Genomic DNA, 13,316 nt, shown 5'->3' with positions numbered 1-13,316 from the left:
CAGGCGCATCGCTACTTGGCAGCGTTGGAGGACGCTTTGCCCGGCAAGCGCGCGTTCTGCCAATCGCCCGGCGCAAGCGTTTTGGTTGCGGTCAGGATCTCAATCCCGACGATGCGACCCTCGGCGTCATAGTCGAAGATGATATTCGGCGCGACCTCCTCTCTTTCCAGGATGCGATCGTTGGAAAGCCGAATATAGGCAGCGTCGTCTTCAGCCTCGTATTTGATCGTCGGCTTCATCGGGGTTCTCGCGCGTTTCTGTCGTCGCTCTGAGCCATCTGGGCATCGTTAGCACGCATCGCGAGCTCCGCGCGCTCGTAGTTTAGCTAGGCAGATTCCCGCTAGATTATCAGCTTGCCAGAGAGATCCTCCCGGATCCTCTTCGAGCCAAGATCGGTCAAACGATAATTGCTGTTGGATAGCTGAATGACCTGCCGGCAGTTTGGGCTCGACAATTTTTGAAGTGACTTAGTGACAGCAGGTTGCGATACCTGCGCTATTTGACCAAGGCGGGTTCGTGAAAAGCCTTGCTCTCCGCTATAGTGGAGTAAGATCAAGATTTCTTCATCCGCAGACAAGTCAGTCCGCTGAACGATAATCTTGTCATCAAAAACTCCGACCGCCGGGACATCAAATTGAAGTAGCTCGCGAACCGCTCTCGCTACTACCTCTCGGTCTCCTCGCCAAAATCTCCGCAGCGTTTCATTCATCACCCATCGAACGGACTCGATGACCAACTTAGAATCCATATGATTTGGGGTGTACGTTGGAGAAATATGGACGGCACCTCGCTGGCTTCTAAATTTGTAGATTGTCCTCAAAACTCGGATGACATGAAGGCTGTCATGTCGCGGTGTAATCGCGTGAGTTACTGACTCAGACTCGATATACTTCGCGCAGTCATCAAATGACTTTGAATGACTGAGCGTTCCAGAATCCATATGGTAGAATACCCTTGCCGTCACCTCGGCAAACTGGCCACCATCCAGCTGGCTCGGCTCCCAATCTCGCTGGATAAATCGGCGCTCAGCCGAAATAAATTCATCCAGCATTTGCGTGCAAAGCAAATGATCCAATGGTGGGCTTAACTCGGAGAGAAGCCGCTGCTTATCGATCAAAGCCATGACGCTATGCGGGCTGGCCCAGCGCTTCGCTAACTAGTGCTTGAGCCTGTTTACGCCCTTCGTCAGTCAGAAACCAAGCAGGCGGTACTTGAGTTGTATCTTCGCCCACAGCAGCGGGCGATTGTGACTTAAGTCTACCCAAATCTCTTCCAACGTTGCCGGTTTGCACGAGGCCGGCCTGCTTGAAATGCTTGTTGAAGGTATCGGCAATAACTCTACTCGCTAGCTCGCCTTGATTCGCGCTTTCCTTTGCAACATAGAGGAGCCACAGCGCTTTTTGTGCGGTTTTCCAACCCTGCTTTGGATTGCCAAATTTCTCAGGCGAGTGCTTAAAGTCGATTGTTCTTGATCCCTCGGCGCCATTGGTCTGAGATCCATTGACCTGTTTTCGACGTGGCTTTCGCGCAGAGTTCGAGCTGGAAGAATTCGCGATACTGGGCAGGGACGCCGCATCAGAAGCTGGACTTCCATCAATGATGGTACCAACCGGTCCCATCATCCCTGCTATTTGCTGGCCAATGCTTTGGCTCATAATAGATGCGTCTTCGCGAGACCCTTCGATCTCTAGCTCCAGCCCCTGCAATTTTAGTTTAATCCGAAACTTCGACACGATGGTGACCCGCAAAGTTAGAGTTGAAAGTAATTGCAACCCAAAAGCTGGCCGAGTCGAAATATGCAATCAAGAACAGATAACGAACTTCCCCAATATTTGCCGGCGCTATCTTTACGGTAAGTCTCAGTTGTCGGTGCTAAAATACCTCACCCATCCACCTTCAGCGCCGCGATGAACGCTTCCTGCGGGATGTCGACCTTGCCGAACTGGCGCATCCGCTTTTTGCCTTCCTTCTGCTTCTCGAGCAGCTTGCGTTTGCGGGTGATGTCGCCGCCGTAGCATTTGGCGGTGACGTCCTTGCGCAGCGCGCGGACGGTTTCGCGGGCGATCACCTTGCCGCCGATCGCCGCCTGGATCGGGATCTGGAACATGTGCGGCGGGATCAGCTCTTTCATCTTCTCGACCATGGCGCGGCCGCGGCCTTCGGCGCGGGTCCGGTGCACCAGCATCGACAGCGCGTCGACCGGCTCGGCGTTGACCAGGATCTGCATCTTCACGAGATCGGCCGGCTTGTAGTCGGTGAGATGATAGTCGAACGACGCGTAGCCCTTCGACACGCTCTTGAGCCGATCGTAGAAGTCGAACACCACTTCGTTGAGCGGCAGGTCGTACTTCACCATCGCGCGGGCGCCGACGTAGGTCAGCTCTTTCTGATTGCCGCGGCGGTCCTGGCACAGCTTCAGCACGCTGCCGAGATATTCGTCCGGCGTCATGATGGTGGCTTCGATCCACGGCTCCTGGATTTCGGCGATCTTGACCACGTCCGGCATGTCGACCGGGTTGTGGATCTCGAGTTCGGTGCCGTCGGTCAGCGTCATCTTGTAGATCACGCTCGGCGCGGTTGCGATCAGGTCGAGATCGAACTCGCGGGACAGGCGCTCCTGGATGATCTCCAGGTGCAACAGACCGAGGAAGCCGCAGCGGAAGCCGAAGCCGAGCGCCGCGGAGGTCTCCATCTCGAACGAGAAGCTGGCGTCGTTGAGCCGCAGCTTGCCCATCGCGGCGCGCAGCGTTTCGAAGTCGTCGGCGTCGACCGGGAACAAGCCGCAGAACACCACCGGAATCGCCGGCTTGAAGCCCGGCAGCATGTCGGTGATCGGCTTCTTGTCGTCGGTGATGGTATCGCCGACCCGGGTGTCGGCGACTTCCTTGATGGCCGCGGTGATGAAGCCGACCTCGCCGGGCCCAAGCTCATCGACATTGACCATCTTGGGCGTGAAGAAGCCGACCCGCTCGACGTCGTAAGCGGCGCCGGTGCCCATCATCCGGATCCGCTGGCCCTTCTTGAGCACGCCGTCGACCACGCGCACCAGCACCACGACGCCGAGATAGACATCGTACCAGCTATCGACCAGCAGCGCCTTCAGGGTCGCTTCGCGGTCGCCCTTCGGCGGCGGCAGCCGGGTGACGATCGCCTCCAGCACGTCCGGCACGCCGAGGCCGGTCTTGGCCGAGATCATCACCGCGTCGGAGGCGTCCAGCCCGATCACGTCCTCGATCTGCTGCTTGATCTTCTCCGGCTCGGCGGCCGGCAAATCGACCTTGTTGAGCACCGGCACGATCTCGTGGCCGGCGTCGAGCGCGTGATAGACGTTGGCGAGCGTCTGCGCCTCGACGCCCTGGCTGGCGTCGACCACCAGCAGCGAACCCTCGCAGGCGGCGAGCGACCGCGACACCTCGTAGGCGAAGTCGACGTGGCCGGGGGTGTCCATCAGATTGAAGATGTAGTCCTTGCCGTCCTTGGCTCGGTATTTCAGGCGCACGGTCTGCGCCTTGATGGTGATGCCGCGCTCGCGCTCGATGTCCATCGAATCGAGCACCTGCTCCTTGCCGGCCATTTCACGGTCGGACATGCCGCCGGTGATCTGGATCAGGCGGTCGGCGAGCGTCGACTTGCCATGGTCGATGTGCGCGACGATGGAAAAGTTGCGGATGTTGTCGATGGGAGCGGTGGTCATGCCGGCCAGATAGCATCGCGCCTGTGGCCCGGCAAGGCGAACGGAAGCTGCAAGCTCCCGAAAAACCGCTGGTTTTGCCGCGCTTGACGCGACCGGCGGAAGCGGATGATGTCCGCCGCGCGACGCCTCAAGCCCAGGGCCCGGATGTCCTCTCCTTCTACCCCCCGCCGCCCGTTCGCTCCGCTGACGCGCTGGCTCGATGCCCTGCTCGATCCCAAGCGGCAGGAGCTTACCGTCGTCTGGACGCTGCTCGCCTATATGGCGATCTGGACCGCGTACCGAATCATCGCCACCTGGCCGCGCGATCTGCACGCCGACGAGACCGAGCTGTACGGCTGGTCACGGCATCTGGCGCTCGGCACCGACAAGCATCCGCCGTTCTCGGCCTGGGTGGCGCGGGTCTGGTTCACGCTGGTTCCGCCGTCGGACCTGTCGGTCCATCTGCTGGCAACCGCCAATATCGCGCTGACGCTGTACATCGCCTGGCGGACGATGCGGCGCTACATGGACGCCGAGAAGTCGCTGTTCGGGCTGGCGCTGCTGACGCTGATCCCGTTCTTCAACTTCATCGCACTGAAATACAACGCCAATGCGGTGCTGCTGCCGCTGTGGGCGCTCACCATTCATTGCTTCTTGCGGGCGCTGGAAAGTCGTGCGGGGCTGTGGGGGGCGCTTGCGGGGGCGTTCGCCGGCGCCTCGATGCTGGGAAAATACTGGTCGATCGTGCTGATCGTCGCGCTGGGGCTGGCGGCGCTGATCGATCCGCGGCGCGGCCGGTTCTTCGCCTCACCGGCGCCGTGGCTGATGATCCTGTGCGGCGGCCTGGTGCTGGGCCCGCATGTCTGGTGGCTGGCCGCGCATGATTTTCCGACCTTCAGCTATGCGGCCGCGCACGAATCGGCCGGCGTCGGCGACAATTTGCGGGATACGCTGACCTATCTGCCCGGTGCCATCGCCTACGCGGCGGCGGCGCTGATCACGGCGGCGGTGGTGCTGCGGCCGTCGCGTGCGGCGCTCGCCGACATCGCGTGGCCGGGCGGATCTGAACGGCGCACCATCCTGCTGATCCAGGCGCTGCTGATCGCCGCGCCGATGCCGGTGGCGTTGGCGACCGGCATTCGCATCGTGCCGCTGTGGGCGATGCCGGCCTACACGCTGCTGCCGGTCGTGCTGCTGGCCTCGCCGCTGATCGTGGTGGGGCGCGAGGCGGTGCGGCGCGGGCTGATCGTGGCGTCTGCGGTGTCGCTCGGTTCGCTGGCGCTGTCGCCGGTGGTGGCGCTGGTGATCCATTTGAACGATCCGCCGGGACCATTCGAATATGCCTCGCTGCTCGCCGACCATGTCGACCGCGAATGGCGCCGGCACAGCGACCAGCCGGTGCCGCTGGTGGCCGGGGAAACCGTGCTGGCTGAGAATACGGCGTTCTATCTGCGCACCGACACGCTGGGCTTCGAGACCGCGGACCTCGCCACGCTGAAGCAGCGGGCCGTGGCACACGGCGCCATCTTGGTATGCCCGGCCGAGGACAAGGGCTGTATCGCGACCGCCGAGCAGATCGTCGCCGGCCAGCCGCAGATCCTGCGCGGCAAGGTGTGGCTCAGCCGGCCGCTGTTCGGGCAGGCCGGCGGGCGGGTCAGCGACGTGTTCTTCCTGGTGCTGCCGACGGGAGCGAGCGCGCAATAACCAAAGCGCGAGACAGCCGGACGGCGATCCGCGAGGCCGCCGGCTATTCTTCTTCGCCGAACTTCGAGCCCATCAGCTCGGTGATCGCATCCAGCGCCTGGCGCGCTTCGGGGCCGCTGGCCGAGACCGTCACGGTGGTGCCGATCCCGGCTGCCAGCATCATCAGGCCCATGATCGAGGTGCCGCCGACCGTCTCGCCGTTGCGGGTGACCCAGACCTCGGCGTTGAAGCGCTCGGCCATCTGCACGAACTTGGCCGAGGCCCGCGCATGCAGGCCGCGCTTATTGATCACGGGAATCTCACGCGAAATCTTATCGCCGGAAGCGCCGGAGGCATGGTCCGGTCCGGAACCGGGCTGAGGCGCGTCGATGGTCATTTACCGGCCAATACCCGACTGGCGATGGTGACGTATTTGCGCCCGGCCTCCTGGGCCAGCGCAATTGCCTCGGGCAGCGAGCGCTCCTCGCGGACCTTGGCGAGCTTCACCAGCATGGGCAAATTAATGCCCGCGAGCACTTCGACTTTCGGCCGGCTCATGCAGGAAATCGCCAGGTTGGACGGCGTGCCGCCGAACATGTCGGTCAGGATCGCGACGCCCTCTCCACTATCGACGCGGTTGACCGCCTCGATGATGTCGCTGCGGCACAGATCGGCGTCGTCTTCGGCGCCAATCGTGACGGCTTCGATTTGTTGTTGTGGCCCCATCACATGTTCCAGCGCCGCCTTGAACTCGTCGGCGAGGCGCCCGTGGGTCACAAGTACCAGACCAATCATCGGAAACTCCTCGCGGGTGCCTTTGGTGCACCGCGCGAACCGGTCACTTTGACCATCCAGAGCCCCTATGCAAGGGGGTCTTCGCGATTCTCCGTCGAAGGCAAGGCACTGAGGAGCTGCGGCGGGGCCGTACAGTGACGATTGTGTGGCTGATATAGTTACCAAATCTCTGCCAACCAGCCCCTAATCAAGTGTCCTCGTCAGCGGCACAGGTTGTCGTCAGCGCTGCTACTACCAAGGGTAGTGGTTCGTATCCGGCGGCAACCGGGATCCGCGGCAATTGGACGCCGCTGATTTCGACCCTGAGCGCCGCCGCCTCCGGCATCCGCGATGCGTCGGGGGCCCCGAGGTCGACCACGAGACCGGCCTCTGCGGCCACGGCCGAAGCCGTTCGTCGCAGTCCGAGACCGCGGATCTCGATCATCCCTGCGAGCTCCGGCACCTGCCGCACCACCAACCGTCCCTGCTCCGGCTCCACAAACACACGGTCGTCGCCGATCAGCTCCGCCGCCGGAATCTGGCCGGTGCGGCCGGCCAGGATCAGCGCCCAGGCGAGCCGGGACTTGCCGGAGCCCGAGGGGCCGCGAATCACCACCGCGCGGTCGCCGACCTTGACGGCGGTGGCATGGACGGTGCGCGACGCCTGCTCGGTCATGTCGCCGGCAGCCGGACGATGAAACGGGCGCCGGCCACGGTGGGCTCGCCGTCCTCAGCGCGCGGACCGGCGCGGTTCTCGGCCCAGATCTTGCCGCCATGGGCTTCGACGATCTGCTTGGAGATCGACAGACCGAGACCCGAATTCTGGCCGAAACCCTGGTGCGGCCGGTCGGTGTAGAAGCGCTCGAAGATCTTCTCGAAGGCGTCGTCGCGGATGCCGGGGCCTTCGTCCTCGACGATGATCTCGATCTCGGTTTTGCGGCGGCGGCACAGAATCCTGACCTTGCCGCCTTCGCGCGAGAACGACTGCGCATTCGACAAAAGATTGGAAATCACCTGGCCGAGGCGGGAATCATGGCCGGGCACCGTGAACTGATCGGCGGCCGGGCCGTCGAATTTGACCTCGACCAGCGCGTTGTCGCCGAGCCGGGTCTCGTTGGCGACCAGCGTCAGCGTCGTCAGCAGCCGGCGCAGATCGACCTGCGCGGCATCCTGGCGCTGCAGCTCGGCGTCGAGCCGGCTGGCGTCGGAAATGTCCGAAATCAGCCGGTCCAGCCGTTTGACGTCGTGTTCGATCACGCTGAGCAGGCGGCCCCGGCTGTTGTCGGTCTTGGCCAAAGGCAGCGTCTCCACCGCCGATCGCAGCGACGTCAGCGGATTCTTCAGCTCGTGGCTGACGTCGGCGGCGAAGCGTTCGATCGCCTCGATCCGGTTGTAGAGCGAATCCGTCATGTCGCGCAGCGCGCCCGACAGGTGCCCGATCTCGTCACGGCGCTTGGTGAAGTCGGGGATCTCGACGCGGGCGCGGATGCGGCGGCGGACCCGCTCGGCGGCATCGGCGAGCCGGCGCACCGGGCCGGCGATGGTCGAGGCCAGCAGCACCGACAGCACGAACATCACCACCGCGGCGAGGCCGAAGATCTTCAGGATCGCAAGCCGCTCGGCGGTCACCATCTGGTCGATGTCGTCGCCTTGCGTCGACAGCATCAGCGAGCCGTAGATCGCTCGGAAGCGCTGCACCGGCACCGCCACCGAGACGATCACCTCGCCGCGGTCGTTGATGCGCACCATGCTGCTCTTCTGGCCTTTGAGCGACTGCGCGACTTCCTGATAGCCGTTGCCGTTCTCCGGCCCCAGCTCGCGATACAGCGGCAGGTCGCCGCGATTGAGCCAGGTGCGGACAGCGATCATCGCCCGCTCGACGATGCCGGGCTTCTCGGCGGTGGGCGGCGGCAGCTCGAACCGCATCACGTCGCCGCGGCCGTACAGGCTGCGGCTGTCGAGGATCAGCACGCCGTCGCGGTCGTAGATCCGGGCGCGGGTCTTGGTCGGCGAGATCAGCCGCCGCAGCACCGGCGCGACGCGCTCCGGATTGATCGGAAAATCCAGCACCGCATATTCGTCGGGCGGGCCGTAGCTCTCGCCGGGCTTGAGGTCGAGCAGCCGGTCGGGATCGACGGTGATGGTGTTGGTTTCGACCGTTGCCGAGGCCGCGATGGCGCCGGCGATGATTTCGGCCTGCACCAACAGGCTCTGGGCGCGGGCGTCGATCAGGCCGGCGCGGAACTGCGACAGGTACAGAATGCTGGTCGACAGCGCGAGCAGGCCGGCGAGATTGAGCGACAGGATTCGCCGCGTCAGGCTCGAGAAGCTGAGGGTGAAGAAGAACTGGCCGGTGCGGCGCACCCAGTCGAGCGGGCGCGGCCAGCGGCCGCCACGCGCAGCAGCCTCCTCGCGCCCCGAGGACCCGTCCTCGGTGTCGCGGGCATCTGAATCAGGCGAGGTGCGATCTAGCAATGGCCATCAGCCCGATGGTTGCCGACACGCGCATGGCGCGCGTCGCGGAGTGTAGCGCAATGCGGCCATATCGTCAGCCGCAGCGCCGGTGGCGAGCCGACCGGATCAGACTTCCTTGAACCGATAGCCGACGCCGTACAGCGTCTCGATCATTTCGAACTCGTCGTCGACCGCCTTGAACTTCTTGCGCAGCCGTTTGATGTGGCTGTCGATGGTGCGGTCGTCGACATAGACCTGATCGTCGTAGGCGGCGTCCATCAGCGCGTTGCGGCTCTTCACCACGCCGGGCCGGGTCGCCAGCGCCTGCAGGATCAGGAATTCGGTGACGGTGAGGGTCACCGGCTCGTTCTTCCAGGTGCAGGTATGGCGCTCCGGGTCCATCCGCAGCGGACCGCGGTCGAGCGCCTTGGCGTCGTTTTCCTTCGGGGCGGCGGCGGGGTCCTTCGGCGCCGAACGCCGCAGTACCGCTTTGACGCGCTCCACCAGCAGCCGCTGCGAGAACGGTTTGCGGATGAAATCGTCGGCGCCCATCTTCAGGCCGAACAGCTCGTCGATCTCCTCGTCCTTGGAGGTGAGGAAGATCACCGGCAGGTCGGATTTCTGGCGCAGCCGGCGCAGCGTCTCCATGCCGTCCATCCGCGGCATCTTGATGTCGAGGATGGCGAGGTCGGGCGGCGTGGTCCGGAAGCCGTCGAGCGCCGAGGCGCCGTCGGTGTAGGTCATGATCCGGTAGCCTTCGGCTTCCAGCGCGATCGAGACCGAAGTCAGAATGTTGCGGTCGTCGTCGACCAAAGCGATTGTAGGCATGAAGCTTCTTTCCGAAACGGCGTGGCGAGACAGCGAAACGATTCGGCGATCCGCGCTGTGAGGTGGCCCAGAAAGCACAGTCAACGAGCAATGCAAGCTGGGCTGAAATGTGGCCGGTTCCGAATTAGCGCGATCGGGCCAAGCCGGCCCTGATATATGCCGCTTTTTCGGGCTGCAAAGGGCCCGGGATGCCAATCCTTGGCAGGAACTGAACCCCAATCGACAGGTCTTCGATGCAGCCGACCCCTGATTTCAGCGCCCCCAAGCTCGCCAAGTCACTGCTTCGCCGGCGCCGGGAAGGGGCGCTGGCGACCCTGATGGAGGACGGTGGGGCGCCGTATTGCTCGCTGGTCAATCTGGCGAGCCACCCCGACGGCTCGCCGCTGCTGCTGATTTCGCGGCTGGCGATCCACACCCGCAACGTCCTGGCCGATCCACGGGTCTCGCTGATGCTCGACGAGCGCGCCGCGGGCGATCCCCTGGAGGGGGCGCGGATCATGCTGCTCGGCACCGCCGTTCCGGCGTCCCCGGAGCAGCTCCCGCTGTGGCGGCGGCGCTACCTCGCGGCGCATCCGGCCGCCGAGGGCTACATCGACTTCACCGATTTCTCGCTGTTCAAGATCGAGACATCGGGACTGCATCTGGTGGCCGGGTTTGGACGAATTCTCGACCTCGCGCCCGATCGTTACTTGACCGACTTGCGCGCCGCCGACGCGCTGCTGGAGGCCGAGGCGTCCGCGGTCGCGCACATCAACGCCGATCATCCCGCTACGATGAATCTCTATGCGACGCAGCTACTCGGCGCTGCCGAAGCCGACTGGCGCTGCACCGGGATCGACCCCGAAGGTCTCGATCTGCAATGCGAACGTTCGACGCTGAGGCTCGAATTTCCAGAACGCGTGGAAACCCCTGTTGCATTGCGGGACATGCTGAAACGCATGGCTGACATTGCCCGCAAAACGGAATGACTTGAGCCAGCGCAATGTCGCATGGCGGTAAACGAAATAATGCCGGCCGGGTTGGCAAAGCCCTCGTTCGCCACTATTCAGTCGCCCCACCAGAGCCGGCAGGTATATAATGTTGTTTACCGCGGCCGGTGATGCGCGTTGGCGGCAATCGCGCGATCGAGACAACGCGGATTCCTCAGGAGGATCTATTCGTGCAAGAGACGGGCGTGCATAACGGTGCCTACGGCGCCGACAAATTCGGCCTCAAAAATCTCACAGGCGTGTACTGGAACTTCGGTGCACCTCAGCTCTACGAGCACGCGCTGAAGAACGGCGAAGCGGTGCTGTCGTCGGACGGCGCGCTGGTCGCGGACACCGGCGTATTCACCGGCCGCAGCCCGAAGGACAAGTTCACGGTCCGCGACGCCACCACCGAAAACACCATGTGGTGGGGTGGTAATCAGTCGATCACGGCCGAGCAGTTCGAGACGCTGTATCAGGACTTTCTCAAGCACGCCGAAGGCATGAGCCTGTTCGCGCAGGACCTGTACGGCGGCGCCGATCCGACCTTCCGCATCAAGACCCGCGTTTACACTGAGCTCGCCTGGCACTCGCTGTTCATCCGCACGCTGCTGCGCCGTCCCGAGCGCGCCGAGCTGGAGAACTTCGTTCCCGAGCTGACGCTGATCGATTTGCCGAGCTTCCGCGCTGATCCGAAGCGCCATGGCTGCCGCTCCGAAAACGTCGTCGCGATCGACTTCGCCCGGAAGATCGTGCTGATCGGCGGCACTCAGTACGCCGGTGAAATGAAGAAGAGCGTGTTCACCACGCTGAACTACTACCTGCCCGAGAAGGGCGTGCTGCCGATGCACTGCTCGGCCAACGTCGGCCCGAACGGCGACACCGCGATCTTCTTCGGCCTGTCCGGCACCGGCAAGACCACGCTGTCGGCCGATCCGAACCGCACGCTGATCGGCGACGACGAGCACGGCTGGGGCAAGGACGGCGTCTTCAACTTCGAAGGCGGCTGCTACGCCAAGTGCATCAAGCTGTCGGCCGAGAACGAGCCGGAAATCTACGCCGCCTCGACCCGCTTCGGCGCCGTGCTCGAGAACGTCGTGCTCGGCGACATCGATCGCAAGCCGGACTTCGACGACGGCTCCAAGACCGAGAACACCCGCTCGGCCTATCCGCTCGAGTCGATCCCGAACGCCTCGCTGACCGGCCGCGCCGGCCAGCCGAAGAACGTGGTGATGCTCGCCGCCGACGCCTTCGGCGTGATGCCGCCGATCGCCAAGCTGACCCCGGCGCAGGCGATGTATCACTTCCTGTCGGGCTACACCGCCAAGGTCGCCGGCACCGAGCGCGGCGTCACCGAGCCGACCCCGGAATTCTCGACCTGCTTCGGCTCGCCGTTCCTGCCGCGCGATCCGTCGGTGTACGGCAACATGCTGCGCGAGCTGATCGCCAAGCACAATGTCGACTGCTGGCTGGTCAACACCGGCTGGACCGGCGGCATCTACGGCACCGGCCATCGCATGCCGATCAAGGTCACCCGCGCGCTGCTGACCGCGGCGCTCGACGGCAGCCTGCGTAACGTCGAATTCCGCACCGATCCGTATTTCGGCTTCGCGGTCCCGACCTCGCTGCACGGCGTGCCGAGCGAGATCCTCGATCCGGTGAAGACCTGGGCCGACAAGGCGGCGTTCGACACCACCGCGCGCAAGCTGGTCGGCATGTTCCAGAAGAACTTCGCCAAGTTCGAAGCGCAGGTCGACGCCGAAGTCCGCGCCGCCGCGCCGGACGTCAAGATGGCCGCCGAATAAGCGCGCCGACGATCGATCGAAATACAAGGGGCGGCCTCGCGAGGCCGCCCCTTTCTCATTGGCTGCGCGCGGAGGCGGCGATTACTTCAGCGACGCGGTCTTGCCGGTGGCGACGGTCGTCACCGCGCCGTCTTCGAGGCTGATCCGATAGACTTCGCGCAGCACGTTGCCGGCGAAGCCGAGCTCGACGATCGACACGGTCTTGAAGGTGGCGTCGATGCCGTCCGGGAGGATCTGGTTGAACTCCTTGGCGGCCTGATTCATCTGCGCCTGCAGTTCCGGCGTGAACTTGGCCATGCTGTAGACCAGCGTGGTGTGCGGGTTGTGCGAGCGCAGCTCCTTGCCGTCCTTGACGACGTTGACACCGCTGACGCCGACGGTGCGGACCAGATCCTTGGCGGCGTCGCCCATCGCCGCATAGACCGGGCCGGTGCAGCGCGGCAGCGGGCCGTCGCGCAGCGGCGTCAGCGCCGCGGTGGCGGTGGTGTTGAACGCCATCATGTCGTCGAAGCTCTTGCCTTCCTTGACCAGGCCGAGGTCGAACCACCACGGCCGGCCGGCGCCCTTGGCGGCTTCGGTGGTGTAGAACGTCTTCAGTTTGACGGTGAGCACCGGCGGCAGTTTCGGCATCGCCGCCAGCATCTTCTCCGGTGTCGCCGGATCGGCGTTGTGGACGTGCACCACGGTGACGTGCGGGATGTTGAACATCTGGGCTTCGGTGTCGAGCTTGGCGTTGAGCAGCTTTTCCTTCAGCGGGCCGCGGATGGTGTTGTCGAGCACGTCGTTGACGTTCTGCGGCAGCGTGTAGACCAGGCCGAAGGTGCGGGCGTGATCGCGGAATTCGGAGTTCGACAACGCGCTGTTGTCGATCGTGCCGTCGGCGGCAGCGGCGACGCCGGCAGACATCGCCACGGCGAGTAGCGCGGAAGTAATCGAAGTCAGCAGAGTGTTGCGCATGAGTTGGCCCTTCGCGGGATTGGAACGGGGACGATGCGATCGCGCCGGCGCGGCCCCGATCGGGCGCGACGTTCGATCGGCATCGGGCGGTCGATGACGAGACATCGGCTGCGAATTACCGGGGCTGCATGACAGTGCTGTTGCAGACACTCGGCGGTGGCCTGAGGCGCACTG

13 protein-coding genes are annotated in these 13,316 nt (G+C 63.9%); 3 read left to right on the top strand and 10 right to left on the bottom strand.

Features of this window, described 5'->3' with window-relative positions; genetic code table 11:
- Positions 1-11: 11 nt before the first annotated feature.
- The 4 genes from DY468_RS06605 to lepA form a co-directional block, all read right to left on the bottom strand.
- Positions 12-239 (bottom strand): DUF2283 domain-containing protein, encoded by a 228-nt coding sequence (locus tag DY468_RS06605; RefSeq protein ID WP_164603540.1) that lies wholly within the window; start codon positions 237-239, stop codon positions 12-14.
- Between the two features lie 101 nt (positions 240-340).
- Positions 341-1,123, bottom strand: coding sequence for a hypothetical protein (locus tag DY468_RS06600; RefSeq protein WP_164603538.1), 783 nt, complete (start codon positions 1,121-1,123; stop codon positions 341-343).
- Positions 1,124-1,127: 4 nt separating this feature from the next.
- Positions 1,128-1,733, bottom strand: coding sequence for a hypothetical protein (locus tag DY468_RS06595; protein ID WP_164603536.1), 606 nt, complete (start codon positions 1,731-1,733; stop codon positions 1,128-1,130).
- Between the two features lie 149 nt (positions 1,734-1,882).
- Positions 1,883-3,694: a translation elongation factor 4 gene (gene lepA, locus DY468_RS06590; RefSeq protein WP_164603534.1), complete on the bottom strand. Its 1,812-nt coding sequence runs from the start codon at positions 3,692-3,694 to the stop codon at positions 1,883-1,885.
- A gap of 144 nt (positions 3,695-3,838) precedes the next feature.
- Between lepA and DY468_RS06585 the strand changes: the two genes are divergently transcribed.
- Positions 3,839-5,377, top strand: a complete 1,539-nt coding sequence (locus tag DY468_RS06585) for a glycosyltransferase family 39 protein (protein WP_164603532.1) — start codon at positions 3,839-3,841, stop codon at positions 5,375-5,377.
- 43 nt (positions 5,378-5,420) lie between these two features.
- On the opposite strand, the gene DY468_RS06580 is transcribed toward DY468_RS06585, so the two are convergent.
- The 5 genes from DY468_RS06580 to DY468_RS06560 form a co-directional block, all read right to left on the bottom strand.
- Positions 5,421-5,753, bottom strand: a complete 333-nt coding sequence (locus DY468_RS06580) for an HPr family phosphocarrier protein (RefSeq protein WP_164603530.1) — start codon at positions 5,751-5,753, stop codon at positions 5,421-5,423.
- Positions 5,750-6,151: a PTS sugar transporter subunit IIA gene (locus DY468_RS06575; RefSeq protein WP_011155923.1), complete on the bottom strand. Its 402-nt coding sequence runs from the start codon at positions 6,149-6,151 to the stop codon at positions 5,750-5,752. The genes DY468_RS06580 and DY468_RS06575 overlap by 4 nt, the downstream gene beginning before the upstream one ends.
- Before the next feature lie 187 nt (positions 6,152-6,338).
- Positions 6,339-6,806, bottom strand: coding sequence for an HPr kinase/phosphorylase (locus DY468_RS06570; protein WP_164603528.1), 468 nt, complete (start codon positions 6,804-6,806; stop codon positions 6,339-6,341).
- Positions 6,803-8,605, bottom strand: a complete 1,803-nt coding sequence (locus DY468_RS06565; RefSeq protein WP_205512080.1) for a sensor histidine kinase — start codon at positions 8,603-8,605, stop codon at positions 6,803-6,805. Before DY468_RS06565 ends, DY468_RS06570 begins: the two co-directional genes overlap by 4 nt.
- A 105-nt stretch (positions 8,606-8,710) precedes the next feature.
- Entirely contained in the window at positions 8,711-9,412 is a 702-nt protein-coding gene (locus DY468_RS06560; RefSeq protein ID WP_110787067.1) for a response regulator transcription factor, read from the bottom strand.
- Positions 9,413-9,645: 233 nt separating this feature from the next.
- Between DY468_RS06560 and DY468_RS06555 the strand changes: the two genes are divergently transcribed.
- Both DY468_RS06555 and DY468_RS06550 read left to right on the top strand, forming a co-directional pair.
- The gene (locus tag DY468_RS06555) at positions 9,646-10,380 is read left to right on the top strand and encodes a HugZ family pyridoxamine 5'-phosphate oxidase (RefSeq protein WP_164603526.1); all 735 of its coding nucleotides are present in this window, start codon (positions 9,646-9,648) and stop codon (positions 10,378-10,380) included.
- A 191-nt stretch (positions 10,381-10,571) separates the two neighbouring features.
- Complete coding sequence (locus DY468_RS06550; protein ID WP_164603524.1) at positions 10,572-12,185, top strand: phosphoenolpyruvate carboxykinase; 1,614 nt, start codon at positions 10,572-10,574, stop codon at positions 12,183-12,185.
- 81 nt (positions 12,186-12,266) lie between these two features.
- Here DY468_RS06550 and DY468_RS06545 read toward each other — a convergent pair whose 3' ends face one another.
- A complete protein-coding gene (locus DY468_RS06545) occupies positions 12,267-13,142 on the bottom strand; it encodes a hypothetical protein (protein WP_164603522.1) in 876 nt (291 codons plus the stop codon).
- Between the last annotated feature and the right edge of the window lie 174 nt (positions 13,143-13,316).

The organism is Rhodopseudomonas sp. BR0M22, assembly GCF_010907035.1.
In the GTDB taxonomy this organism is placed as follows: Bacteria; Pseudomonadota; Alphaproteobacteria; order Rhizobiales; family Xanthobacteraceae; genus Rhodopseudomonas.
The sequence above is the reverse complement of the archived record's forward strand: the minus strand, read 5'-3'. Positions and strand labels throughout refer to the sequence as shown.